The 24,470-nt window shown below is 41.5% G+C and carries 25 protein-coding genes; 6 read left to right on the plus strand and 19 right to left on the minus strand.

The genetic code is table 11. The annotated features are described in order from the left end of the window. Positions 1 to 51: 51 nt before the first annotated feature. Complete coding sequence (locus tag MLE13_RS03655; RefSeq protein ID WP_240748107.1) at positions 52 to 1,122, minus strand: aldo/keto reductase; 1,071 nt, start codon at positions 1,120 to 1,122, stop codon at positions 52 to 54. A 205-nt stretch (positions 1,123 to 1,327) separates the two neighbouring features. Here MLE13_RS03655 and MLE13_RS03660 point away from each other — a divergent pair, with 205 nt between their 5' ends. From MLE13_RS03660 to MLE13_RS03675, 4 genes are all read left to right on the plus strand, one after another. Next, positions 1,328 to 2,146, plus strand: a complete 819-nt coding sequence (locus MLE13_RS03660; RefSeq protein ID WP_240748108.1) for an alpha/beta fold hydrolase — start codon at positions 1,328 to 1,330, stop codon at positions 2,144 to 2,146. A 173-nt stretch (positions 2,147 to 2,319) separates the two neighbouring features. Continuing rightward, the gene (locus MLE13_RS03665) at positions 2,320 to 3,138 is read left to right on the plus strand and encodes an aldo/keto reductase (RefSeq protein ID WP_240748109.1); all 819 of its coding nucleotides are present in this window, start codon (positions 2,320 to 2,322) and stop codon (positions 3,136 to 3,138) included. Between the two features lie 271 nt (positions 3,139 to 3,409). Next, positions 3,410 to 4,744, plus strand: a complete 1,335-nt coding sequence (locus MLE13_RS03670; RefSeq protein ID WP_240748110.1) for a hypothetical protein — start codon at positions 3,410 to 3,412, stop codon at positions 4,742 to 4,744. A gap of 57 nt (positions 4,745 to 4,801) precedes the next feature. Beyond that, positions 4,802 to 5,770: a class F sortase gene (locus MLE13_RS03675; protein WP_240748111.1), complete on the plus strand. Its 969-nt coding sequence runs from the start codon at positions 4,802 to 4,804 to the stop codon at positions 5,768 to 5,770. A gap of 273 nt (positions 5,771 to 6,043) precedes the next feature. Here the strand turns inward: MLE13_RS03675 and MLE13_RS03680 are convergent, their stop codons facing one another. The 3 genes from MLE13_RS03680 to MLE13_RS03690 are packed head-to-tail and all read right to left on the minus strand — an operon-like array spanning position 6,044 to position 7,997. Next, positions 6,044 to 6,535 (minus strand): methylated-DNA--[protein]-cysteine S-methyltransferase, encoded by a 492-nt coding sequence (locus tag MLE13_RS03680; RefSeq protein ID WP_240748112.1) that lies wholly within the window; start codon positions 6,533 to 6,535, stop codon positions 6,044 to 6,046. Continuing rightward, a complete protein-coding gene (locus tag MLE13_RS03685) occupies positions 6,532 to 7,428 on the minus strand; it encodes a DNA-3-methyladenine glycosylase family protein (protein ID WP_240748113.1) in 897 nt (298 codons plus the stop codon). The genes MLE13_RS03680 and MLE13_RS03685 overlap by 4 nt, the downstream gene beginning before the upstream one ends. After that, positions 7,425 to 7,997, minus strand: coding sequence for a bifunctional transcriptional activator/DNA repair enzyme AdaA (locus MLE13_RS03690; protein ID WP_240748114.1), 573 nt, complete (start codon positions 7,995 to 7,997; stop codon positions 7,425 to 7,427). Before MLE13_RS03690 ends, MLE13_RS03685 begins: the two co-directional genes overlap by 4 nt. Before the next feature lie 275 nt (positions 7,998 to 8,272). On the opposite strand from MLE13_RS03690, the gene MLE13_RS03695 reads away from it, so the two are divergent. Then, a complete protein-coding gene (locus MLE13_RS03695; RefSeq protein WP_240748115.1) occupies positions 8,273 to 9,229 on the plus strand; it encodes a sugar-binding transcriptional regulator in 957 nt (318 codons plus the stop codon). A gap of 70 nt (positions 9,230 to 9,299) precedes the next feature. On the opposite strand, the gene lpdA is transcribed toward MLE13_RS03695, so the two are convergent. The 12 genes from lpdA to MLE13_RS03755 all read right to left on the minus strand — a co-directional run bounded on the left by lpdA (position 9,300) and on the right by MLE13_RS03755 (position 20,162). Then, on the minus strand, positions 9,300 to 10,682 hold the full coding sequence (lpdA, locus tag MLE13_RS03700) for a dihydrolipoyl dehydrogenase (RefSeq protein WP_240748116.1): 1,383 nt from the start codon (positions 10,680 to 10,682) through the stop codon (positions 9,300 to 9,302). A 13-nt stretch (positions 10,683 to 10,695) separates the two neighbouring features. After that, positions 10,696 to 12,030 carry a dihydrolipoamide acetyltransferase family protein gene (locus MLE13_RS03705; protein ID WP_240748117.1) on the minus strand — a complete coding sequence of 445 codons (1,335 nt, stop codon included), beginning with the start codon at positions 12,028 to 12,030 and terminating at the stop codon, positions 10,696 to 10,698. 13 nt (positions 12,031 to 12,043) lie between these two features. Next, entirely contained in the window at positions 12,044 to 13,027 is a 984-nt protein-coding gene (locus tag MLE13_RS03710; RefSeq protein WP_240748118.1) for an alpha-ketoacid dehydrogenase subunit beta, read from the minus strand. Positions 13,028 to 13,051: 24 nt separating this feature from the next. Next, positions 13,052 to 14,035 carry a thiamine pyrophosphate-dependent dehydrogenase E1 component subunit alpha gene (locus MLE13_RS03715; protein WP_240748119.1) on the minus strand — a complete coding sequence of 328 codons (984 nt, stop codon included), beginning with the start codon at positions 14,033 to 14,035 and terminating at the stop codon, positions 13,052 to 13,054. A 136-nt stretch (positions 14,036 to 14,171) separates the two neighbouring features. Beyond that, positions 14,172 to 14,519: a bh protein gene (locus tag MLE13_RS03720; RefSeq protein WP_240748120.1), complete on the minus strand. Its 348-nt coding sequence runs from the start codon at positions 14,517 to 14,519 to the stop codon at positions 14,172 to 14,174. 55 nt (positions 14,520 to 14,574) lie between these two features. Continuing rightward, positions 14,575 to 15,900 (minus strand): NAD(P)H-dependent oxidoreductase, encoded by a 1,326-nt coding sequence (locus tag MLE13_RS03725; RefSeq protein ID WP_240748121.1) that lies wholly within the window; start codon positions 15,898 to 15,900, stop codon positions 14,575 to 14,577. Positions 15,901 to 15,916: 16 nt separating this feature from the next. Next, positions 15,917 to 16,294, minus strand: a complete 378-nt coding sequence (locus MLE13_RS03730; RefSeq protein ID WP_240748122.1) for a PTS glucitol/sorbitol transporter subunit IIA — start codon at positions 16,292 to 16,294, stop codon at positions 15,917 to 15,919. A gap of 18 nt (positions 16,295 to 16,312) precedes the next feature. Continuing rightward, on the minus strand, positions 16,313 to 17,365 hold the full coding sequence (gene srlE, locus MLE13_RS03735) for a PTS glucitol/sorbitol transporter subunit IIB (protein WP_240748123.1): 1,053 nt from the start codon (positions 17,363 to 17,365) through the stop codon (positions 16,313 to 16,315). A gap of 35 nt (positions 17,366 to 17,400) precedes the next feature. Then, positions 17,401 to 17,928, minus strand: coding sequence for a PTS glucitol/sorbitol transporter subunit IIC (gene srlA / locus MLE13_RS03740; protein ID WP_240748124.1), 528 nt, complete (start codon positions 17,926 to 17,928; stop codon positions 17,401 to 17,403). A 12-nt stretch (positions 17,929 to 17,940) separates the two neighbouring features. Continuing rightward, a complete protein-coding gene (locus MLE13_RS03745) occupies positions 17,941 to 18,327 on the minus strand; it encodes a transcriptional regulator GutM (RefSeq protein WP_240748125.1) in 387 nt (128 codons plus the stop codon). A 189-nt stretch (positions 18,328 to 18,516) separates the two neighbouring features. Beyond that, on the minus strand, positions 18,517 to 19,206 hold the full coding sequence (locus MLE13_RS03750) for a FusB/FusC family EF-G-binding protein (RefSeq protein WP_240748126.1): 690 nt from the start codon (positions 19,204 to 19,206) through the stop codon (positions 18,517 to 18,519). 212 nt (positions 19,207 to 19,418) lie between these two features. Then, positions 19,419 to 20,162 carry an SDR family NAD(P)-dependent oxidoreductase gene (locus MLE13_RS03755; RefSeq protein ID WP_240748127.1) on the minus strand — a complete coding sequence of 248 codons (744 nt, stop codon included), beginning with the start codon at positions 20,160 to 20,162 and terminating at the stop codon, positions 19,419 to 19,421. 346 nt (positions 20,163 to 20,508) lie between these two features. Here MLE13_RS03755 and MLE13_RS03760 point away from each other — a divergent pair, with 346 nt between their 5' ends. Next, positions 20,509 to 21,546 (plus strand): PTS transporter subunit IIC, encoded by a 1,038-nt coding sequence (locus MLE13_RS03760; RefSeq protein WP_240748128.1) that lies wholly within the window; start codon positions 20,509 to 20,511, stop codon positions 21,544 to 21,546. A 55-nt stretch (positions 21,547 to 21,601) separates the two neighbouring features. Here the strand turns inward: MLE13_RS03760 and pabB are convergent, their stop codons facing one another. The 3 genes from pabB to MLE13_RS03775 form a co-directional block, all read right to left on the minus strand. Further along, complete coding sequence (pabB, locus tag MLE13_RS03765) at positions 21,602 to 23,347, minus strand: aminodeoxychorismate synthase component I (RefSeq protein WP_240748129.1); 1,746 nt, start codon at positions 23,345 to 23,347, stop codon at positions 21,602 to 21,604. Next, positions 23,322 to 23,945 (minus strand): anthranilate synthase component II, encoded by a 624-nt coding sequence (locus MLE13_RS03770; protein WP_240748130.1) that lies wholly within the window; start codon positions 23,943 to 23,945, stop codon positions 23,322 to 23,324. Before MLE13_RS03770 ends, pabB begins: the two co-directional genes overlap by 26 nt. 161 nt (positions 23,946 to 24,106) lie before the next feature. After that, positions 24,107 to 24,454, minus strand: coding sequence for a GNAT family N-acetyltransferase (locus tag MLE13_RS03775; RefSeq protein ID WP_240748131.1), 348 nt, complete (start codon positions 24,452 to 24,454; stop codon positions 24,107 to 24,109). Positions 24,455 to 24,470 lie beyond the last annotated feature (16 nt).

Raw genomic sequence — 24,470 nt, forward strand, 5'->3', positions numbered from 1 at the left:
TAGTATCTTCTTAATTAAACCACACTTCTTTTATTTCCCTGACTTTATCAATTAGTCATCAATGCCCATCGATTGTTTATAACCTGCCAAATACGTTTTTTCAGCTGGGCTGCCCATGTCAAATGAGTTCATAGCACGGTGCCAGTTCGGATAGATTGGCACTGGTCGGGCAACAGATTCGATGCGGTCATGTTCTTCTTGTGTTAGCTGAATTTCAAAAGAAGCGATGTTTTCTTTTAGCTGCTCTTCGTTACGTGCCGCGATGACAATCGGACCGACGTTCGGCCGATCTCGAACCCATGCATAAGCAATTTGTGGCACTGAAGCATTGTGATTGGCTGCGACTTCTTCTAACGCATCGATTACTTGGTAGAGCCGCTCCTGATTTTGCACCCACGGCTCTGGCCATCCAGCACCTTGTCGTGTATTCGACGGTGCTTGTTTGTTGCGCCCGATTTTGCCGTTTAGTAGCCCTTCACCGAGTGGACTCCAGATCATCGAGCCAATGCCTAGCTCACTGCCTGCAGGAAGCAATTCATATTCCGCTTCCCGTGCTTCTGGTGTGTAGTAAATCTGCTGTGTAATAGGCGGGATACAGCCCGATTGCTCTGCGACCGTAAACGTTCGGGCCAGCGCCCAGCCGCTATAGTTTGATACGCCCCAATGGCGGATTTTTCCGGATTTGACGAGACTCGTCATGGTTTCGATCGTTTCTTCGACCGGCGTCTGCCCGTCCCACAAATGGACAAAATAGACGTCGAGATAGTTTGTGCCTAAACGCTCAAGTGAATGGTCGATTGAAGTCAAGATATTGCTTCTCGAAGCCCCTCTTGCATTAGGGTTTTCCCCGAGTGGAAAGCCTGTTTTCGATGTCAGCAATAATTCGTCACGGCGCCCTTTAATGGCTGCTCCTAATATTCGTTCTGCATCGCCTTTTGAATACAAATTAGCGGTATCAAACATATTGATGCCTGCCTCAAGTGACATGTCTACCATGCGCCGTGCTGTTTTTTCGTCGATATTGCCTGCAGCGTCAAAGCCATTTGTCCCGCTAAAAGGAACCGTTCCAAGTATGTACTTCGGAACCCGCAAACCTGAATTTCCCAAATAGATATAGTCCATGATTGCCTCCTTACGAATCTGTATTTTCTACTACTAGCTTCCCCCTCTAATGTCTCAGCAAACCAAATGGTCGTGACGATTAAATTATGACTATGATTTGTATAAAAGGATTCTCCGACAATCTCTCAATTTCCAGTAGTTTACTTTAATGCAACAACGGGAAGTTCTACATTAATACTGTTTTACATTAAAGGAGGAGAATTTGGTGGGACATTATATTGAAGTGGAAGATGGCGTAAACGTTTATGTGGAAGACATTGGATCGGGGCAACCTGTCGTCTTTATTCACGGCTGGCCTTTAAATAGCAAAGCATTTGAGTCGCAAGTAAGTGTGCTTGCGGAGCAAAACTTTCGATTTATCGGCATTGACCTGAGAGGTTACGGGAAATCAGACAAGCCGTGGTCGAGCTACGATTACGACATGGCAGCAAACGATGTCAAAGCGGTTGTCGATTATTTGAAACTTGATCATTTTGTGCTTGCCGGATTTTCAATGGGCGGGCCGATTGCCATTCGTTACTTAACGAATTTCAAGCAGCAAGGCGTCGATAAATTATTGCTATTAGCAGCAGCGGCTCCGTTGTTCACGCAACGCGATGATTTCCAACACAATCTTAAGCCCGAAGAAGTTGATGGCATTATTGACCAACTTAAAGAAGATCGTCCGGCCTTTCTTGGGCAATTCGCGGATATGTTCTTTGAACAGAAAAAATCACCGGAATTTCTGCATTGGTTCCAAACGCTTGGACTTCAAGCCGGTGCTCACTCTACCATTAAATCCGCTATTGCCTTAAGAGACGAGGACTTGCGCGATGAGTTAGCAGGCATTACTGTTCCGACTGCTATTTTCCATGGGAAAAAAGATCAAATTTGCACTTACGAATTGGCCGAAGAAATGGACAAGCAAATCCCCAACTCAGTGCTCGTTCCTTTCGAAGACAGCGGCCATGGCATTAACGCAGATGAACCAGAGCGCTTTAACAATGAGTTGTTAAACTTCTTAAAAAGTTCCGATGTGAAATAAGAACCTACACAGCACCGAACTTATTAGGCACCTGGACGACAAATCGAGGTGCCGTTTTTAATGGTTTATGGCTTTCGCAAACAGATGCTTTAAGCAACCTAAGTTCCGGGTACAATTACGAGAACACGTATAAGACTACAAAGGAAGATCAATAAAGAGGAGGAAATTTTTTTATGACAAACGATCAATTTTTCACGTTCCACAATGGCGTTAAAATCCCCAATATCGGCTTTGGTACTTGGCAAATTCCAAACGAAGAAGCTTACGACGCAGTGACAATTGCGTTAAAAAATGGCTATACGCATATTGATACGGCGTTAGCATATAAGAATGAAGAAAATGTTGGCAAAGCGATTAAAGATTTTGATATTTCCCGGGAAAACGTCTTTATTACTAGTAAACTACCAGCCCAAACAAAAGGATATGAAGCGACTCTAGCGGCTTTTGAAGAAACCATTTCAAATCTCGGGGTTGATTTCTTAGATCTTTATTTGATTCATGCGCCGTGGCCTTGGGATGACATTGGCAAAGATTGCACAGAAGGCAATATTGAATCGTGGAAAGCGATGGAGAAGCTTTATAAAGAAGGCAAAATCCGCGCAATCGGTGTTTCCAATTTTGCTGAAAGCGATATTCAAGCACTTATCGATGCTTGCGAAATTGTGCCAATGGCGAATCAAATTCCATTTTATGTCGGGCGCGATCAAAAGAGCTTGCTGCAGTTTTGTGAAAAGCATAATATTGTGGTCGAAGCTTATTCTCCGCTGGCGACTGGACAAATTTTGGACAGTGATGACCTTAAAGAAATGGCTGCTAAATATGACGTAACGCCTGCTCAATTATGCATTCGTTACTGTTTAGAAAAAAACACTTTACCCCTTCCGAAATCGACAAACGAAGATCGCATCTTAGAAAATAGCCAATTGGATTTCACTATTTCTCCAGAAGATGTTCAAACACTAGATGCGTTTGAAGATGTCCGCGCTAAGTAATTATGAAAACCGCCTAGGGGCGGTTTTTTTCAAGAGAATTTCTTTACTTTTTGCACGCCTATTTCCAGTTAATTGGATATACTGTCCGAATTAGAACAAATACTGTCCGTTTCGCATCAAATACTGTCCAAATGAGACTGAATACTGTCCAAATCACGCCATTTACTGTCGAAACAAAATTTACCGTTAATTTTTCAACTAAAATGTGATCTAAACTTTCAATCTCTCCGTTATGTCTAGTAACAGATTAAAAAATGAGGAGTGTTTTTATATGAAATGGAAAAAAATCTTACTGCCTGTACTTGGTGCGGCAATTTTAGTTCCCGGAATGGCTACTAATGTATCAGCAGATGAACATTCACCAACTGAAACGACAGGCGTGGAACTTCGCGCGACGTTGGATTCATTATTATCCGAGCATTACGCACTAGCAGTTGATTCGATGATGAAAATTTATGACGAAGATGAAGCGGCTGAAGCGGCAATTGCAGCGCTGGATGCCAACGCAGCAGACATGGAGCCAGTTATTGCTTCTGTATATGGTGAAGAAGGCGGCGCAGCGTTTGTTGAAATTTTTGATAAGCACAATACCGGCACGGATGATTATGCCGAAGCGGTAAGAAATGGCGATGACGCAATGAAAGAAGAAGCGTTAGACGAAATTCAATCTTTTGTTGACGACATGGGTGCATTTCTTGATACAGCGACAGAAGGCAATCTTCCTGAAGAAGGTGCGACTGCAGCACTTCGCGAACATGAAGATTTTGTTCAAAACACATTTGACCTTTATGTAGAAGGTGATTATGTTGCTGCTTATACTTCTTACTTAGATGGTTTTACACAAATTTTCGGAGCAGGTAGCGCAATTAGTGGCGCCATTTCAACTCAGTTCCCTGACCAGTTTTCAGACCCAAATACGCCAGCTGGTGACTTCCGTTCGACAGTGAACCGGATTGCGGCTGAGCATTTCGCTTTAGCGCAACTTAGCATGACAAAAGGCTATAATGGTTCTGACGACTTTGATTTTGCCGATTGGGCGCAAGATCAAAATACGGAAGAATTTCGTGCAGCACTTGCTACGGTTTATGGTGAAGAAGCAAGCAACGAATTTGTTGAACTATGGAACAACCAACATATTTCTGTTCAAGGTGACTTAGTGATTGCTGTAGCAGCTGATGATAAAGAAGCGGCTGAAGAAGCAACAAACACATTAACAAGCACATTTGCAACAGACCTTGGAACATTTTTAAACACTGCAACAGAAGATCGCATGCCTTTGGATGAAACCATTGCAGGTGTGACAGCTCACGAAACGTCAGTTATCGATACGTTCCAACAATATGTATCTGGTGATTACACAACTTCTTATGAAACGTACCGTTCAGGATATGCGATTATGTTTGATATCGGTAAAGGATTGAGCGGCGCAGTTGTTGATCAATTCCCTGATAAATTTGAAAACACTGCACCTGAAAAAATGCCTGCTACTGGACTTGGCGGCACTGCGAACCAATCAAACACAATGGTTCTTTGGATCACATTGAGCGCAATGATTTTATTGGCAGCTGGAACAATCACTTACCGTCAAACGAAAAACCAACAATAACCTATCAGAGAGAGCCCCAAGCTCTCTCTGTTCCCTATTAGAAAGGAGGAATGACAAATGAAGCAGCTTGTTACCATTGGGACTGCCTTAGTTTTATGTCTCGCTTTGTTTATCATATTAAAGCCTATGGCCGCTAGCCCTACTTTTGAAGAGCAAATTGAACAGGTCAAAAAAGTAGAAGAAAAAGAATCCGTTAAAAAAGAAGAAGTGACAGGCAACTACGTAGACCAGATTGCCGAGTTTCCCATTCTTCCAGAACAACGTGAAAAACTACAAATGCTACAACGCGAACGTCAAGAAAGCATCAAAGGCATGGAGCCTTTTCAAATTAAAATCCCTTCAATCGGTGTTGACGCAGCCATCGAATCGACTGGTATTTTAGACAATGGCGAAATGGGTGTACCTGAAGATGTTGACCAAGTTGGCTGGTTTGAGCCTGGTTATAAAGTAGGCGCTAAAGGTCATGCGGTTTTAGCAGGACATGTTGACAGCTTGACAGGGCCCGCTGTTTTTTATGAACTTGAAAATATAAAAATTGGTGAAACCGTTACGGTAACAGGTCCAGACGGACGCGAAATGGTCTATAAAGTGACCGACTTAACTAGTTACGAAACAGATGATGCACCGATTGAAAAAATATTCGGTAGCTCAGACAAGCGTCTCTTGAGCTTGATCACATGTACAGGCGATTACAACCGCGATATTGGTTCACACGAAGAGCGTTTAGTTGTAACAGCTGAATTGATTTCTGATTCGAGCGTTACCGACAAACAGCCTGAACCACCAGCAAACGTTTTTGCTACTGCATTCAACATTTCTTGGCATGCAGTGCGTGACGATGCGATTATCGGTTACCGCATTTACGAAGAAGACATCCAAACTGGTGAAATGACAAAAATCGAAACAGTATCATTGTTTGATCGCAAAAAAGTAAACATCCAAACTGATGACACGAAGCGTTATTTTGTTACTTCTGTTGATGTTGATTTGAATGAATCTAAAAAAGCTGAGGCAGACACGAAATAAGTTTTATAATCGAAGAAATCGTTCCAGCCGGACGCTTTCCAGGGGGCACGGCTCACGCAATTAGCCCTTGGACGCGCCAGCGCTTAGAAAAGAATCTAAAACCTGAGAAAGAAAAGTCCACCACTTTTCTTTCTCAGGTTTTTTAATATAAGCTGATTCAAATAAAGGCGGCGTCCGCCAAAATGGAAATCAGTCTGACTTCTGTGATCAACAAAAAAGCTGTCCCTAAAATCATTTCACATGATTTTAGGGACAGCTTTCTCTATTTCATCCTTAAACAGATTGATTTTCACTGCATGCTTTTTCATGACGCAGTAGCCATTCTTTTCGTGGCAATGTGCCGGCGTAGCCCGTTAGTTTGCCGTTTGCGCCGATAATGCGGTGGCATGGCACGACAATGCTCAATTTGTTTTTACTGTTGGCATTCCCTACTGCTCTGACAGCTTTTTCGCTGCCGACAGCTTTGGCAATTGCGCCGTACGATACGGTTTCCGCATATGGAACATCCGTTAACGCAGTCCATACTTTTTGCTGAAAGTCCGTTCCTGCAGACTCACAAGCAAATGTGAAATCCATACGTTGCCCTTGGAAGTATTCCTCGAGTTGCTGTTGACAGTCTTTCAACACTTGCGGGCTGTCTAGAGAGAGTGGCATCGTCACGCTACTTTTTTCACTAAACAAAATTGATCGGATGGCTTTATCTGTTCCGGTAATTTCTACGATGCCGATAGGTGATTGGAATTCAATTTGGTGCACTTGATTCATAATAATGACCTCCATAAATAGAATGTGGCATAGGCTTCCCACCCGCTCCAATTTGCCGATAGCTCGCTAATTTCTGCGATTGTTGGTTTTCGCTCCATGTTCAGCTGGGCTTTTAACGCATTGTGGAGCCCGACATCTGCAAGCGGGAAAGCAGATGCGTCGTGCAAGCATTTCATCATAACATAATTGGCCGACCATGCGCCCACGCCACGAATTTCTAACAATTTACTTTCCATGTCTGGCTCTTGTAACAATCGTTCTTTGTTTAAGTCGCCTATAGCCATAATAGATGCAATACCTAAAATGTATTCCGATTTTCGACCCGTTAACTGCAACGCTCTCAAATCAGCAAGTGGCAAAGCTGCGATTGTTTCAGGATGCGGGAAAGTCCAATACGTTTCGCCTTCGTAAACGACTGAGTCCCCGTAACTTTCGACAAATCTTTTCTTTAAGGTATACGCAAATGTTAAATTGATTTGCTGTCCCATGACAGCCCACACTAACGCTTCAAACAAATCCGGCACACCAATTACACGCAAGCCATAATATTGCTGGACCACTGGATTTAAGACGGGCTCAGCTTCCGCCATTTCGTAAAACTCTTGCAAATCGGTGGTCAAATCAAACCAGTCTTCTATATACGCAACGACTTGCTTGGTTTCATTTGGAGTAGGTGCGTTTAGCGGAAACTCGATGCGTAAAGCTCCCGGGACGGATGTTAGTTGAAACAATACCAGCTCTCCGTTTAACTTTAACAACTTTATCACTTTGCCTTCTTTAATCCGGTATAAGTTTTCTTGCGAAGATCTGCCAAGGTGAACGAGACATTCTTCATAATTAAAATCAACAGGTGTTGAAATTTCTGTATACTGCGTACTTTTTATAGATTTCATAGTAGAACCAACTCACTTTGCTTGCGGTATTCTGATGGTGAATGGTTTGTTAGCTTCCGGAATACTTTATAGAAGTTTGACGGACTTTGAAACCCTACTTCTAACGCGACTTCAAGATTTGATAAGTCAGTGCTTGTTAATAAGTATAACGCTTTATCAATGCGAATCTTCTCAAGACATGCATGCGGTGTTTCTGCGGTTTCTTGCTTGAAAATTCGTTCTAAATATGAGGGACTCATGCCGACATGATGTGCGATTTGTTGAAGGTTAATCGGTTCTTTATAATTGGCAGTTAAATAAGTCATGACGTTACGAGTGAGTTCTTCGGCAGGAGAATATTCGGTTTCTGGCTGACATCTTTTGCATGCGCGAAATCCATTTGCTTCTGCTTCTTCCATCGTCAGGCAAAATTCCACATTCACTTTTTTAGGCTTCCGAGAACGACAAGAAGGTCGGCAGTAAATTTTAGTTGTTTTCACACATGTGTAAAAAAGACCGTCATACTTGCGGTCGCAAGCCATTACTTTGTCCCACATTTCATCAAAAGACAACCAACATTTCTTTGCCATTTGCTCCCCCTCCAATCGTCCTTTTTTAAGTTATGTAACTTAACTCATGTTGACTCTATTCTATAGTGAATAGTTGGAATTTGCATCCTCAATCTTACTTTTATAGTCTAAATTCATTCGTTGTATAGACCTTACAAATACGAGCCTTAGAAAGGCTACTTCTTACTTTTCCAATAGTATACAAAAAAGTGTTGCAACCGTATAATAGAGATATGAAAGCGGTTAAGGTTTAAGATTTGAAACCGCAAATCGGACTTTGACGAGAAGGTGCAATGATGATGAATTGGGAAGAACGTAGACAGATCGTAAAGGTCGCTAACCTCTACTATTTCGACGGTCAAACTCAGGCGCAAATCGCCACTAAAATGGGAGTTTCCCGTCCTGTAATTTCAAAATTGCTGAACAAAGCTAGGGAAATGGGTATCGTGGAAATCTATATTAAAGATGAAAACGCTCATACTGTGGAATTAGAACAGCAACTTGAGAAAACCTACCAGTTGAAAGAGGCATTAGTGGTTCCTGCAGCCAATTTAAGTACAGATATGATTAAGCACGCTCTTGGTAAAGCAGCGGCTTCTTACGTCTCCAAAAATATTAAAGATATTAAATCGCTAGGTATTTCATGGGGCAGTACTTTATCTAAATTTGTACAGGAATACCCTTACGAACAGCATCGTGAGCTGCAGATCGTTCCATTAGTTGGAGGAATGGGCAGAAAATTTGTAGATATTCATTCGAATTTACTCGCTTATCAACTGGCGCAAAAAATGAACGCCAGTTGCTCATACCTATACGCGCCTGCTATGGTGGAATCCATAGAATTAAAAGAGCGTCTTGTACAATCAGAAGACATCGCTATGGTGTTAAAAGAAGGCCGCAATGTTGAAATGGCAGTAGTGGGATTAGGCAATCCGTTTACAGGTTCAACCATGACTGAAATGCAATATTTGACTCCAAAAGATTTGAAATCATTAGATTCAGCAGGCGCAGTGGGAGATATCGGGTCACGCTTTTACGATGTCGACGGCAACCAAATCAATCACCTGTTGAACAATTTGGTCATTGGGCTTGATTTAGAAGAATTCAAGAAAATTCCGGAAGTCATTGGGATTGTCGAAGGTGCACATAAAGTGGAAAGCTTGAGAGCTGCTTTAAAAGGTGGCTACTTGGATGTCCTTGTCATCGATGACGTTACGGCAGACTTACTTTTGCGCAACAATGCACAAAATTGAGCAAAACCTTTTACTAAACTAAAAAGCCAGTTGACTGAGTGTGCACAGAGCACTCAGCCAACTGGCTTTTTTAATGATGGATTCCTTTTCCAAGCCAAGAAGCTGCTGCTTCGTAAAGGCTTTCTGAAACTGTAGGATGCGCGTGAATCATCGATGCTAGTTCATCTACTGATCCTTCCAAGCGCATATAAGCAGAAGGCTCGGCAATCATCTCTGTAACATGAGGACCTACCATCGAGACACCTAAAATCTCACCATATTTCGTATCCGCAATCAATTTAGTAAAGCCTTCTGTTTCATCTAATGTCAGCGCCTTACCGTTGCCTACATGATCTACCTTGACCACTTTATAGGAAATGCCTTTTTCTTCTGCTTCTTTTTCAGTCATTCCGACACTGGCGATTTCAGGATTTGTATAGACGCAACGTGGCACCACATGATAATCGATTGTTTCTCGCTGTCCTGCTGCATTAGATGCGGCGACTAACCCTTCAGCACTTGCTACATGCGCGAGTTGCCAGTTGCCCACCAAGTCTCCCGCCGCGTAGATATTTGACTGACTAGTTGCCATATGTTCATCAACTTTTACAAAAGAACCTGCCATCTCCAATCCCAATAAATTGAATGACGATGTATTAGGGGATCTTCCAACTGACAAAAGAATGATGTCTGTGTTCAATACCTCAAGCTGTGCTGATTGATTTTCAACGTGAACGTGTTGACCATTGTCGGTTCGCTTTATCTCCACGACTTTGGTTGATGTTAAAATGGTAATGCCTTTCTTTTTCAGCGACTTTGCCAAAACCTTTGCCGCTTGGGGATCTTCGCTCGGAACAATCTGTTTGCTCATTTCAATGATTGTCACAGGTACACCGAGTGCAGAAAAAATACAAGCAAACTCCACACCGATGATGCCACCACCCACTATGACCAAAGTTTTTGGTAGTTCTGTAATATCAAAAATGGTGTCACTGGTATGAAAATGTCCTTTCTCCAGCCCTGGAATAGGCGGAACAATCGGCTTTGAACCAGTAGCCAAAATGATTTTTTCTGCTTTGACTGTTTTCTGTTCACCGTTTTCATCTACTTTAATTATTCCTTGTGTTTGCACTTCTCCATATCCATTCAAAACTTCAATTTTGCCTTGTTTCATTAAATAAGCGATTCCGTTTCTTAGCTTTTGAATCACTTCATCTTTGCGTTGCATCATTTTTGATAATGACACGGTTACTGGTCCTGTTTCAATCCCCCAGCTTTTCGCTTTTTCGATATTTTCGATGACTTCAGCATGACGCAGCAAGGTTTTGGAGGGGATACACCCGCGATTTAAGCATGTTCCACCAAGCTCTCTAGCTTCTATTAATACTACGGTCCTACCCAGTTTGGCGGCTCTAATAGCAGCTACGTATCCTGCTGGCCCACCGCCAACCACTGCCACTTCATAAGTCTTCAATAGAATCTACTCCTTACATTAATAATTCAAGTGGATTTTCGAGAATTCCTTTTAACTCAGTTAAAAATGCCGCAGCTGGTGCGCCGTCTATGACGCGATGATCGAATGATAAGCCAACGCCCATCATTGGACGTAATACAATTTGACCTTCCCAACCGACCGGCTTGTCGTGGATGCGCCCGATTCCTAAAATCGCTGATTCCGGCTGATTGATGACGGGGTTGAATGTATCGACTGCGTACATCCCAAGATTGCTGATGGTGAACGTTCCCCCCGACATTTCGTCTGGTTTTAACTTACTTTCTTTTGCAGCCTGTCCTGCCGTTTTACATGCGACAGTCAGTTCAGCGAAACCTTTCCGATCAGCATCTTTGATAACTGGCACTAACAGACCATCTTCGAGTGCAACTGCCAATCCTACGTTTATGGTATCGTGGTAAACAATTTCATTGCCTTCTAGTGAAATATTAATATTGGGATGCCGTTTTAATGCATGAGCTGTTGCTTTTAAAATGATTTCTGTGTAGCTGATTCGATAACCCGTTTGTTTTTCAACAGGAACTAGTAGTTTCTTACGCATCGCCACTACTTCTGTCATATCAATTTCACTGTTGAGAGTAACATGTGGTGCAACTGATTTACTATGGAGCATTCGGTCTGCCACAGCTTTCCGGATTCCAGTCATTTTCATACGTTTGGTAGGTAGGATTTCCGGAACATCTATTGCCGCCTTGGCACTTTCTACATCAGCCCGATATATTTTCCCTCTTGGACCACTGCCTTTAATGTCTTGTAGCTCTACTCCTTCAGCTATCGCTACTTTCTCAGCAAGTGGCGTAGCACGACTCGAAATGGTAGCAGCAGGAATTTCAAACTTTTCAACATCCACTTGTTGTATGCGACCATTTGGTCCAGACCCTCTTATCTCATTAAGACTTACTTCTTTCTCCTTGGCGATTCTTCTAGCCGCAGGCGTTGCCCGAACTTTTTCTGTTTGTTCAAAAGCTTGTTCGGACGTTTCTGCCTGTAGTTGCTCTATTGGAGTTTCTGAGGAAGTCTGCTTACCACTGACACCCGATTCTCCAGGGGGTGACTCCGGAATACCTTCTCCCACATCACCGATATAGCCAACCACATGATTAATGGGAACTTCATCGTCTTCTTCAAAATAGCGTTTGAGAAGAGTTCCTTCTTCGTAAGAATCGACTTCGATATTAATTTTGTCAGTCATGATTTCAAATAACGGTTCTCCTACTTCAACGGTTTCTCCTTCTTCTTTAAACCATTGAAGTATTGTCCCGATTTGCATGGTACTGCTCAGCTTCGGCATGAAAATTTCTTTAGCCATCTGTTTCTCCTCCCTACAAGCGGTTTAGCGTTTCTTTGGCGGCCTCAATGATATCTGACACTCCTGGAATCGTCGCTTTCTCTAGCTCCGGATTATAAGGAATTGGTACTGCTTTGCCACCGAGTCGCTTGATAGGTGCATCCAAATAGTCAAAAGCTTCACTTTCTGCTATCAGACTGGCAATTTCACCGCCAAATCCTCCACGTTTCACTGCTTCATGAACTACGACAAGTCGTCCCGTTTTTTTGACGGATTGAACGATCGTTTCAATATCGAGAGGCACAAGTGTCCTTGGATCAATTACTTCGGCATGGATTCCTTGTTTTTCAAGTTCTTCTGCGGCTTCTAATGATTTATGCACCATAATGGCTGTAGCCACGATTGTTACATCAGTACCTTGTTTTTTAATGTCTGCCTTGCCTAATGGTATTGAGTACACTTCCTCAGGAACATCTGATGTCGTCCGGTAACAAAGTTTATGTTCATAAAAGATAACAGGATTATCATCGTCCATAGCAGCTTTCAATAACCCTTTGGCATCGTATGCTGTCGACGGTTGAACCACTTTCAGACCCGGAATGTGAGCCATCCATGCCTCTAGACTTTGTGAGTGTTGTGCAGCTGCGCCAGTTCCTGAACCAGCAGGTGTACGGAGAACCATTGGAACTTTTCCTTTTCCGCCATACATATAACGAATTTTTGCTGCCTGATTAACCATATTGTCCATCGCAATTGTCATAAAATCGGAAAACTGCAATTCCAAAATCGGACGCATTCCCGTCAATGCCGCTCCAACAGCTGTACCCGAAATAGCCGCTTCTGAAATTGGGGTATTACGGATTCGCTCAGGACCAAATTCTTCAATCATGCCTCTCGTTACACCGAATGCACCTCCATAGACGCCGATATCTTCTCCTAATATAAAAACATCTTCATTCGTTCTCATCTCTTGGCTCATTGCTTCTCTTACCGCTTCTAAATAAGTCAATTCTCTCATGCGTCGATTCTCCTTTGCTCTGGCTTATGCATAAATATCTTCCATCAAATCATCCAATGTTGGTTCAGGACTATTTTTTGCAAATTCAACGGATTCTTCAATTTCTTTTTTTGCTTCTTCTTTAATTTGTTCTACTTCCTGTTGTGTTAAAATCCCTTCTTCAATTAACACTCCCGCCATTAATTTTATTGGATCTCTCAACAACCATTCTTTTTCTTCATCGCGTGTTCGGTATTTTTTGGCGTCACTCTTTGAATGTCCCTTAGAACGGTAAGTTTTTGCTTCAACAATCGATGGTCCTTCTCCATTACGCGCTCGGTCCACAGCTTCATTGACGCTATTCATGACTTCAAATACATCATTTCCATCAACAACTTTTCCAGGAATCCCGTAACTTGCTCCACGCGTTGCAATATCCGGGATATTGATCATCTCTCGTATCGGTCCTGACATGCCGTATTGATTGTTTTCGCAAATAAAGACAACTGGCAATTTCCATATTGAAGCCAAATTTATCGCCTCATGGAAGCTTCCTTCATTCGATGCCCCATCTCCAAAAAAGCATAATACAACATATCCCTCTTTTTTCATCTGGGAAGTTAGCGCAGCTCCAGTAGCAATCGCAAAGCCTCCACCTACAATTCCATTGGCTCCTAAGTTTCCTTTATCTACATCCGCAATATGCATCGAGCCACCTTTTCCTTTGCAGTAGCCTGTAGTTCGACCGAAAAGTTCGGCCATCATGCCATTAACCGTTGCACCTTTCGCAATGCAATGTCCGTGACCCCGATGCGTACTAGTGATTTTATCTTTACTTTCTAAAACGGCGATTGAACCGACAGCAGAGGCTTCTTGGCCTACACTCAAGTGAGTAGTACCATGAATCATTCCTTTCGCAAAAAACTCATCTACCTTTTCTTCAAATAAACGAATCAACCACATTTGCTTATACAAATCCTTTAACTCTGTCTCTTTTACTTGAGGTGGTAATTTTAGTTTCTGTGTCATGAATTTTCCTCCTTTTACATATGTTCATTACTGTGACATATGTAAAATATAATATTTTTTGATTATTTAGTCAAGTAAAATAAAAAGACCATTCTTCTCTTTTGGTTCTAGAGAAGTTTGGTCCTTAAGAAAAATGTTATTTAACACGGCTTTTTCTTTGTTTGTATTGTTTAACAATTTTTCGAGAAGCGCTCACATCCTGTAGCAGGCGATAAGGTTTGCTGATGGTCCGGACCGGCAGAGAAATCAGCAGATGACTCAAATCTTCCTTGTATTCCCCTGTAATCCGATTCGGCTTCGAAGAAATTCGGTCATAAATTTCTTTATAAAATTTCTTATTAACATCTACTCTTAGATGTTTTGTTTTATTGCATTGCTCACAACGAATACTCTTTATATCCTCATTGATATAAGTAATTTCATGGTTCACTTCTTCTTTGCAGTGATTGCAGTACAAACCTGCTTCCATCGTTTTAACTTCCATGTTTGAACACCTTCTCATTCAATTTATTGGTTTTATCTCCGTTAAATTGTATGAACTAAGCTTTTATTGACACCGCTTTTTTTGTTTGTGCTTTAAACGTTTCATCTTGCATACGGCGAAGACGCCAAATAGTGGAATCTTTGGTTTGTTCAATATCAGCATAGCTAATGATTTCACCTTTTTTGATATTCTGTTTTAAGCGGACGTTTTTATCAACTAAACCTAAAGGCAATGCATTTTGATCGTAGGCATCTTGAGCTGTCAGGATGTGACCATAAACCGTGAATCCTCCAATACTATCTAAATAATCGCCTGCTGTTAGATCAACTTTCGCTACAGTGACTGTTTCAGCTTGAAGTCCGTGCCAAGGTGCAATTGTGGCCTCGTTATAAATATGAGCTCTTGCTATGGAGATTGGAGTTTCCAAGCTAGTCAAATGATATGGGCGGTACAGTACATAATTCGGCCCTTCGCCCATACTCAAATACTCTAGCTCGTGATTAACTTCTTCTTTTTCAGAAGCAATAATGGCAAAAACGCCAGGCGCGATGCCATTAATGTATTCTACAATCTGCTTGTTGTTAATCTCTCCACCTTCACTTTTTAATCTAAAGATTTCAGGTAAGCCTTTTACATCACTGACAAAACCATGCATGCCCGGTTGATCTGGTAAAAAACCTGTAGCATTTGCCACAGCCGTCATCTCAACCATTGTTTTAGTCCCATCTTGGAAAGAGGCAAGCATTTTCGGACTGGCCCCTTTTCTCGCTGCTTCCTCCGCTGCAGTATCGGGGTTTGCATTTAAGTTCAATGGATTATTCTTGCCTTTACCAAGAGCTACCACTTCAAACCCAAGCGCATCCGCAAAATCGAATAACTCCATAATTGCTCCCGGTTCATCCCCTGCAGAACCGGTATAAACCACTCCGCTAGCATCGGCCATTTTCTTGAGAATAACACCTACTGTAACGTCAGCCTCTACATTCAACATGACAATATGCTTTCGATTAAGGATCGTGTCCCAAGCAATTTTCGCCCCAATATTAGGAACTCCTGTCGCATCAACTACGACATCAACCTCGGGCAAAGATGTAACTAATTGAGCATCTGTCGTTGCCACCACTTTTCCTTCCTGGACGGCTGTTGAAGCTTTCTCCATCTCATTAGTCTCAATGATTTCACCTGGCAAGACACCTGACTTCATATATGCGTTCGTGACATTATCAATTTGAATATCTGCAGTAATGACTACTCGCATACCTGCCATGCTTTCAATCTGGGAGATCATTCCTCGTCCCATTTGGCCAGCTCCCACTAAGCCAACTTTAATAAAATCTCCATTTCGCTGAAGTTCTTCGAGTTTCCTATTTATACCTAGCATGAACTAACCTCCTTTCCTATACCTTTAATATACGAATCGCGGCACCCACCTGTAGTTCAGGTAATGGCTTTTCTTCAACACACATCGTCCCTGGCAAGTCGGCTGTCGTTTCGCCATTAAAAGCGATTGTACAATGACCGATTTCCTCGAGAGTTTCATTGACTTTGCTTCCAACAAATAAAATATTGTAACGTTGCCCGTTAATTTCCAGCACATCGCCTGTTCCGACTTTTTCAAGCAACCCCGCCTGCTCATGGATCACTCCAATTGACTGCAATGATTCAGGAACCGTATCATCAAAAATAACTAGCATATTTTCTTCCATAAAAATTTCTACTTCATCACCAATTCCTGTTATTTTCACTTCATATTTTTTTGTCATCGTGTCCTCCATATGACTACCCCCTTATTTTTAGCTGTACAGACCAAAACTAAATAGATACGCAATAACAACTGCCAGTGGACCTGTAATAACGCGCGACATCAAGACCGCTGGAACTCCGACTTCGATGGTTTCCGGTTCCGCTTCTCCTAATGTCAGACCAACCGGCACGAAATCTGCTCCAACTTGTGGGTTAATCGCAAACAACGCTGGTAAAGCTAATTCCGGTGGGATATTTCCTCGACCAATTTCTACACCGATTAATACCCCGACTACTTGTGCAATGACCGCTCCTGGGCCGAGTAGTGGAGACAAAATTGGTAAAGCACAAATCACCGATAGTAACAGCAAACCACCAATACTTCCCGCTAGAGGAGAAACGAAATTAGCGATTAAATCACCGATACCTGTATAGACGATAATGCCGATTAACATACTGACAAAAGCCATGAATGGCAAAATGTTTTTCAATACTTGATCAATCGTTTCGCGTCCCGCTTGATAGAATATTCCGACTACTTTACCGGCAGTACGACCGATTTTTTCGACAATATTCATCTTTTTCGGTTTTTGATAACTAGCGGCTTTTAGTTTCGCTTCTTCTTTTATTTGTTGCGGTGTCTTTTCACGCTCTGCTGGATTTTCTACTTTTTCAACGGCTTTTTCTACAGCATCTTGATCTTCGTAAGGAGCTGCGACTTCAATGATATTTTCAATTTTCACTCCCGAAACAAAATTTTCTTCATTGATGAATTTCATCAACGGCCCTGATGGTGATGTTGCGTTGACATTAATCGTTAAAATGTTCATTTTCGGATATACGCCACATCGTGCCGTACCACCGCAATCGATAACGACACAAGCCATGGTCTCTTTATCATACGAGCCTTTAAACCCATCAACCGCTTCTGCACCTGTCAGTTTTGCAATTTCTTCAGCAATTGGATGGATACCGCCGCCTGTTACAGAAACAATATATCGTTTTTCTTCGTTTGGGCGAATAGTTAGCGGACCACCCCAACCGCCTCTTCCTTTTGACACTGTTATTGGTTTGTAATTTGATGGCGCTTGTATATTACTCATTTTCTTTGCCTCCCCTTTTTAAACAGCTTAGATAATTAGACTTCCATACCTCTTGATTTCATCATACGGACCGTAATAATCTCTGTGACGATACCTCGAATCAAAATTACAATGACGCCTACAATAAAGAAGCGAATTGCTAATGGTCCCAATGAAAAGCCTAATTGTGTAATGCCTGCAGAGATTCCTAAGTAAACAAATAATTCAGCAGGGTTGGCGTGTGGAAACAGACCTGTGATTGGGTGGACAAAAGATACTGCTGAATCATAAAATGCTGGCTTTTGCTTTTCCGGTAAAAACTTACCGAACGTGTAAGCCATTGGATTTGTTAGGAAAAAAACTGCCAATACCGGAAAAAGGGTATAGCGCAATATGATATTCTTTGTGCTTTTACGCGCTAAGTTGTTGATGCGTTCTTCACCGACCAGCCGGATAAATGCATTAACTGCAGTAATAAGAACTACAAGCAATGGAATAATCCCTGTTACTAGACCTACAAAGACATCTCCTCCTGCTTGGAACATGCCGATAAAACCTTCTGCTAATTTAACTAAAAAGTCCATTTTTCTTCCCCCTTATATTGCTAGATTTGTATTTCCATTCATTTGCGATTCAATTTTTTCAATTGCCATCTTAAGCGCTAAATCTACTGGATCCTCCCCCAATTCTATCTTTAACATATCTAGTGATTGGCCAATATATTTAGTAGAGGGTTCGAAACGACTAAACACTGTGACCCCTCGCATTAATTGGCTTTCGATTACTACCCCTGTCTCATCAGTTACAACAATTGCAACTGCGCCTATTCCAAGCTTTTGCTTTTGGATACCTAACCCTAAATATCCAGATGGCCTTTGGCTCAACTTTTTAATGGTGCCATGATAATTTCTTAATTGTGCCTTTGTCAGCCAAATTTGAAGCAGCCATGCTATTGCAAAAACAACGACGAACCATCCCCACATGTCTAAAGCCCCCCCCTTTACATTTGTTCATATGCGTGACATTTGATATTAATATTCATTATAAAAGCGCTTACACAATAAAGCAATAGATAATTAAAAGAAAATTCGAATAAATCTAACTAGGAAAATTGAGAACAAAAAACCATCCCATTATTTCGTTTACACGATTTCAGAGGGATGGTTTTTGCTTTATTTATTTTGGAACTGACCCACAAATTCAGCCAACGAATCCAAGGTTTTAATATTGTCATTACAAACCGCGGCGTCTTGGCAAATGTAGTTGCCACGTTTAATAAATTGGTCGTTCCCTGAATTTTTCATCTTGGCGATAAACAATCCTACTTCACTATGACGATTGCAGACTCTGCAAATGCCTTGTTTATGACTGCGCGTAAAACTGCCTTGAACACCAATCATTTGATCTTTTACTTCAGCTACTAAATACATTAGATTAGAGCTTTCTGTCCATGCAAGATAAGAGGTCTTTTTGAAGTTGATGTTTTCAAGCTTTGGACCTTTCAACTTTTTCGCTTTAGGAAATAAACACTTTAAATGTTGGTCGCTAACTGCTTTAAAAGGAATACGATAAGGCTGAAGTTGTTCTAAAAAAATTTCTGCCTCGCTCAATTCGTTTATTTGGACCAACGGGTGAAGAATTTTCTTTTGTTCTTCGGTAAGAGCAGGAAAGAGATTCTGGACTTTCTCATGTGCAAGATGCCGCAGTACATTTAATACTTCAGCATCGTTCGTGCTAGTTTGTGCCGTCAACAGAATTTTTGTTTGGTCTTTGATAAAGTTATATTGGTCATTCCGGATAAACGCTTTCGACTGATCAGCATTGGTATTCTGGTTATCCGTTGTTTCTTTTGCATGAATCATAAGTACCCGCTCCTTACGTTTTGATACTTGCTTGTAGACGGAAGAAAGAGGTTTACTACATAACGATTTCCTTTAATATCGAAGATTTACTTGTGGTTTTATCATACTTTATCCGTTGCTTCTTTTCCATCCATCAGATTTTTGTTATTTTTATCAGTATCGTAAATCCACATAAAAAAAGAGCCGTACAGAACAGCCCCTTTTCTATCAGATTATTGAGTCGTATACCCACCATCAACCATCAATGTGCTACCTGTAACAAATTCGTTCTCAACTAAAAAGACGATGGCATGCGCAATTTCTTCTGGCTGGCCCAGTCTACCGACAGGATGTTTGTCTACTAAGGCATCGTAAAAGTCGCCCAATGCTTCTTTGCTTACCATACCGGTTTCCACATATCCTGGCGCTACTGCATTAACGCGAATTTTGTGTTCAGCATACTGTAAAGCAAGTGACTTGGTCATTAAGTTTACAGCACCTTTTGAAGCATTATAGGCAAAAGCACCACCTTCACCAACTGACCCCAAAATTGATGAAGTATTGATGATGACACCGCCGTCTCCATGTTCTAGCATGTTTTTAATCGCATGCTTGGCACCAAAAAAGACACCATCTTGATTTACAGCAATTACTTTATGATAGTCTTCGTACGTCAATTCATGCGTAACCCCAAGTACACCAATTCCCGCATTATTGACGATAATATCAACTCTTCCAAAACGTTTAACAGTTGCTGCCACCATTTGTTCAACTGATTCTTCATTCGCAACATCAACATTGATAAAAGCCACTTCGGCTTCTCCTTGCTTGAGTTGCTGTTCTGCTTGTTGACCGCCTTCTTCGTTATAGTCCCCAATCACCACTTTTGCACCTTTATCCAGAAATGCTTTGGCTGTTGCAAAGCCAATTCCAGATGCCCCGCCTGTTACAATCGCGACTTTACCTGCTAACTCCACTCGTTCCGCCTCCTTGTATTGGAAAGATCTCACCTTCTATTAAACGCCAATAATTAGAAGATTACAATTTTTCCAATCAAAAGACTTATCTTAACTAATTTAATGAGCATTTATTAACTACAGCATATATGTTTTTACAATAACGATTTAAGTAAAATTATAGTAAACAAGGATTCTGATTTGGTATAGCATATAACAAGTTATTCCGAATTGCGTTCTAATACTATTATTCCGCCTGCACTTTAGTACACCAACGCGTTAATCCAATAAACTTTTTATTGATTTCCATCAGACTATTCATTATAGTAGTAACTTAATTTACTCAACTAAGATAGGAGCTGCAGAGATGAAAGAATTTATTGGTAAACTGTTAAATGGTGTCAGTATCGGCATTGTCGTGGCACTGATTCCGAACGCATTACTTGGTGAGATTTTGAAATTATTAATCCCTTACTTCCCGTCTCTACAGCATTTGTTTGATATTACAGTCTTCACGATGAGCTTATTGCCTGTGATGATTGGCGTCATGGTTGGTGTTTCATTTAAGTTATCTTCTATCCAAACCGCTAGTGTCGGGATTGCTTCGATGGTCGGGAGTGGCGTTGTTCAAAAAACAGCGGAAGGCGTTATGACATTGAATGGCATCGGCATTGTTCTTAACATCACCATTACAGCAGCTTTAACTGTATTGTTTGTTCAGCTTCTCGGCAATAAATTAAAAGCATATGAAATTTTGTTAATGCCAACACTCAGCATCCTGATTCCTGGAATGGTCGGCTACTTGTTGCTGCCATTTATGAGACAGTCAACTGGTTTGATCGGTTCTGTCGTTGCGCACATCACGTCGTTGCAACCTATTTTGATGGGTTCGCTCATCGCCATGATTTTCTGCATTATTATTTTACTGCCGATATCAACGGTGGGTGTAGCCACAGTGATTATGCTATCAGGTATTGGCGCTGGTGCGGCGAATCTTGGAATTGTTGCGGCCGGGATTGGGCTTGCGATTTCCAGTTACAAAGCGAACACATTGGGAACTGCCCTTGCTCATGTACTCGGGTCTCCAAAAATCCAAATGAAAAACTTCTTGATGAAACCACAAATTGCGACACCGATGCTGATCACGGCTGGCGTTCTTGGTGCTTTAGCAGGTATATTGAATATCCAAGGCACGCCTTATAGTGCCGGATTTGGCTTATCTGGTTTGGTCGGCCCGTTAAATTATATGAACCTTGCAGACGGCGGATGGAACGGTCGCAATATTGCCATTATGTTGAGTACCTTCCTCGTCATTCCAGTTCTTTTAAATATAGGCTTGCTCTACATTTTTACACGCAAATTGAAAATTATTAAAGCCATTGATTACAAACTAGATTTCGAATAAAGCACAAAAAGCCTAACCGAATTTTTTTCGGGTAGGCTTTCTGATTTTATGGTACTTATTCTTTTAACTCCACAGAGAGCCATCCCCGCACACCATTAATAAACCAAATAGCATCAAACTCTTTTAGTTCTTCTTTTAAAATGATTTTTTCTTCTATTTGCTGTTGATCTAATAGATGCTGCCTAAAAGTGCCTGCTAACAAACCACATTCTACTGGCGGCGTGAAAAATCGACCGTCTTTTTCGACTACCACATTGCCGATTGTGAATTCCGTGATTTGCTGTTTTTCATTCCATAATAAGACTGAAAAGAATTCTTTTGAATGTTCAACACTTGCCTGTTTATATACTTCACGGTGTGTAGTTTTATGAAACAAAAACGGATTTTTGCTATCTACAGGAGAAGTAGCTAAGACACATTTTACCGGTTCCTCTATCGGAGCTGTTTTTTGCGCTTGCACTTCCAGCTGCCCTTTACGATCTAATAAAAGACGCACTTTGTAAGTTCCTTGCGGATAGTGTTGTGCTAGTTTGGTCAATTCGGCTTTAACTTCTTCAGTATTTCCCGGGAAATGAAAATAACCCGAAGAATCTTCAAGACGCGCCAAATGGTAACGCAACAACGGATAGTTACCGTCTGCTAGTTTTAGCGATTCAAGTAATTTAAAGACAGGACGTTTCGCGGTAAGCACTTCTGCTTTTGTCTGCAACTCACGGTATTCTCCTTCAGCCGTTGAATCCCACGTGATGCCGCCACCTACTCCGTAATGTGCTACGCCTTTTTCTTGGTCAATCACAACGGTCCTGATGGGTACGTTAAAGACTGCTTCTTTATCAGGTGTGATAAACCCGATAGCGCCACAATAAACTTCTCGTGGTGTTTGTTCTAATGTGGCTATGTATTTCATCGTACTAATTTTGGGTGCACCGGTAATCGAGCCACATGGAAACAAAGCATGAAACCAGTCCCAAATCGTTGTGTGATCTTTTAAATCAGCGGTGACTGTTGAAGTTAATTGATGAACTGTTGGATAAGTTTCAACTGTAAAGAGAGGATCTGCTTTAACGCTTCCTTTTTTAGCTAAGCGGCTCATGTCGTTTCGCAACAAATCGACAATCATTAAGTTTTCTGCTCTTTCTTTTTCAGATGATAATAAGGTTTTTTTGTACTCTTGGTCTTCTTGTGTCGTACGTCCTCTTGGCGCTGTGCCTTTCATCGGCTTAGCAATTAACTTACCCCCTTGAACTTTAAAAAACAGCTCTGGCGATGCCGACAACAGACGAAATCGTCCTAAGTTCAAGTAGGCTCCGTAATCTGCTTGTTGGTTTCTTGCTAATTGGTGATAAAAGGTTAGATCGTCACCCGTAAATTTTGCAGACAAGCGTTCTGTGTAATTCACTTGATACGTATGACCTTCTTCAATGGCTGTTTTGATTTGGTGGATGCCGGTTTTGTATTGTTCTACCGAACTTGCCATTTCCCAATCTGACACCTGATACGTTTGGTGTTCTTGAGAAACTAACGACATTTTTTGTGGCTCTTTGAAAATCCCAAACCAAAGGAGCGGCATCTCACCTGCCGATTGAACATGCATTTCCGGTCGGAAAGCCGGAGCTGCTTCGTACGAAACATAGCCTGCTGCGTAAAATCCATCATTTACTGCTTGGTCGACTTTTTCTAGAATATTAGCTACGTTTGCTAGATCATGTGTTTGAAAAATGTTAACCGGATTGCTAAAATACAGTGGTTCAATTTCTCCAGCACCGTTTCTAAACTCATACATTAGGTGAGGGTTCGACATGTTCAGCACCTCCCTTGTTTGTTTCTTTCCACACTTTTGCTTGTTCATAACTATTTTTTAGCATTTGAAAACCTTCCACTGTTAATATGGATTCCGGATGAAATTGGATGCCTTCAACTGGCAAATTACGATGACGAACGGCCATAATCGCACCGTCTTCAGAACGAGCCGTCACCAATAAGCATTCGGGTATCGTGTTTTCGGCCACTAACGAATGATAGCGTGTAACCGATGTTGGATTGGCGATTTCTTTAAAAAGTCCTTTTCCATCATGGGTCAGCGTAGAAACTTTGCCGTGCATTGGCTGGTTTCCTTTTGTCACTGTACCACCGAAATGTTCCACAATGGCTTGATGTCCGAGACAAACCCCTAATATTGGAACACGTCCGCTTAAGTTTGTTAATACACGTTTGCTTGCCCCACTTATTGCAGGGCGACCCGGTCCCGGTGACAGGACGATTAGATCTGGATTTAAAGCTTCTAATTGTTTTTCTATCAATTCATCGTTTTGAAATATATGGACGGCTGGATCTAGTTGCTCAAAATAATGAACCAGATTATAAGTAAATGAATCTTGGTTATCGATGATGACAATCATGGTGCACACCTCTTACCTTCGCTTTTATAGAATCAATCAGGTCTTTTTATTATACGCTGTAGACCGCCTCAGATGGAAATTTATCCATTAAAAAAGCCGTTTGTGCATCGCCACAACCGGCTTTCCTGCTACTTCTTATTTACGCTATTTCTTACACTCATTTAAACCCTACATTTCATCATAAACGCTTTTGTTGCTTCAGAAGGTCTTGCTTTGCGGTTCTCCATCAATCTTTCAACACTTGTCACCATTTTATGGCCAATTCCTTCTCCTCTAAACGATGGAATGACGGTAACGTGCTGCACGGTAAAAAATTCATCGTCTTCTATATGAACGCCAATGATGCCCACATAATAATCGTTTGCTTTCCAAAAGAAAAGCTGCCAATCTGGGTGTTCATTGTATAATTCCATTGTTTTTCTCAGTTGCTTCACATTCCGCTCTTCGGGCATGAATGCCAGCAAGCCCATCGCTACTTTTTCATGCGATCGTTTGTATCTAGTTAGCATTAAACTCTCCCCCTTT

The organism is Planococcus halocryophilus, assembly GCF_022489025.1.
Lineage (GTDB): Bacteria > Bacillota > Bacilli > Bacillales_A > Planococcaceae > Planococcus > Planococcus halocryophilus_A.

What these genes read in the sequence shown, in the direction of transcription:
- MLE13_RS03655 (WP_240748107.1), bottom strand. Translation starts at nt 1,122, where the DNA reads ATGGACTATATCTATTTGGGAAATTCAGGTTTGCGGGTTCCGAAGTAC.
- MLE13_RS03665 (WP_240748109.1), top strand. Translation starts at nt 2,320, where the DNA reads ATGACAAACGATCAATTTTTCACGTTCCACAATGGCGTTAAAATCCCC.
- MLE13_RS03670 (WP_240748110.1), top strand. Translation starts at nt 3,410, where the DNA reads ATGAAATGGAAAAAAATCTTACTGCCTGTACTTGGTGCGGCAATTTTA.
- MLE13_RS03675 (WP_240748111.1), top strand. Translation starts at nt 4,802, where the DNA reads ATGAAGCAGCTTGTTACCATTGGGACTGCCTTAGTTTTATGTCTCGCT.
- MLE13_RS03680 (WP_240748112.1), bottom strand. Translation starts at nt 6,535, where the DNA reads ATGAATCAAGTGCACCAAATTGAATTCCAATCACCTATCGGCATCGTA.
- MLE13_RS03685 (WP_240748113.1), bottom strand. Translation starts at nt 7,428, where the DNA reads ATGAAATCTATAAAAAGTACGCAGTATACAGAAATTTCAACACCTGTT.
- MLE13_RS03690 (WP_240748114.1), bottom strand. Translation starts at nt 7,997, where the DNA reads ATGGCAAAGAAATGTTGGTTGTCTTTTGATGAAATGTGGGACAAAGTA.
- MLE13_RS03695 (WP_240748115.1), top strand. Translation starts at nt 8,273, where the DNA reads ATGATGAATTGGGAAGAACGTAGACAGATCGTAAAGGTCGCTAACCTC.
- MLE13_RS03705 (WP_240748117.1), bottom strand. Translation starts at nt 12,030, where the DNA reads ATGGCTAAAGAAATTTTCATGCCGAAGCTGAGCAGTACCATGCAAATC.
- MLE13_RS03710 (WP_240748118.1), bottom strand. Translation starts at nt 13,027, where the DNA reads ATGAGAGAATTGACTTATTTAGAAGCGGTAAGAGAAGCAATGAGCCAA.
- MLE13_RS03715 (WP_240748119.1), bottom strand. Translation starts at nt 14,035, where the DNA reads ATGACACAGAAACTAAAATTACCACCTCAAGTAAAAGAGACAGAGTTA.
- MLE13_RS03720 (WP_240748120.1), bottom strand. Translation starts at nt 14,519, where the DNA reads ATGGAAGTTAAAACGATGGAAGCAGGTTTGTACTGCAATCACTGCAAA.
- MLE13_RS03725 (WP_240748121.1), bottom strand. Translation starts at nt 15,900, where the DNA reads ATGCTAGGTATAAATAGGAAACTCGAAGAACTTCAGCGAAATGGAGAT.
- MLE13_RS03730 (WP_240748122.1), bottom strand. Translation starts at nt 16,294, where the DNA reads ATGGAGGACACGATGACAAAAAAATATGAAGTGAAAATAACAGGAATT.
- srlE (WP_240748123.1), bottom strand. Translation starts at nt 17,365, where the DNA reads ATGAGTAATATACAAGCGCCATCAAATTACAAACCAATAACAGTGTCA.
- srlA (WP_240748124.1), bottom strand. Translation starts at nt 17,928, where the DNA reads ATGGACTTTTTAGTTAAATTAGCAGAAGGTTTTATCGGCATGTTCCAA.
- MLE13_RS03745 (WP_240748125.1), bottom strand. Translation starts at nt 18,327, where the DNA reads ATGTGGGGATGGTTCGTCGTTGTTTTTGCAATAGCATGGCTGCTTCAA.
- MLE13_RS03750 (WP_240748126.1), bottom strand. Translation starts at nt 19,206, where the DNA reads ATGATTCATGCAAAAGAAACAACGGATAACCAGAATACCAATGCTGAT.
- MLE13_RS03760 (WP_240748128.1), top strand. Translation starts at nt 20,509, where the DNA reads ATGAAAGAATTTATTGGTAAACTGTTAAATGGTGTCAGTATCGGCATT.
- pabB (WP_240748129.1), bottom strand. Translation starts at nt 23,347, where the DNA reads ATGTCGAACCCTCACCTAATGTATGAGTTTAGAAACGGTGCTGGAGAA.
- MLE13_RS03770 (WP_240748130.1), bottom strand. Translation starts at nt 23,945, where the DNA reads ATGATTGTCATCATCGATAACCAAGATTCATTTACTTATAATCTGGTT.
- MLE13_RS03775 (WP_240748131.1), bottom strand. Translation starts at nt 24,454, where the DNA reads ATGCTAACTAGATACAAACGATCGCATGAAAAAGTAGCGATGGGCTTG.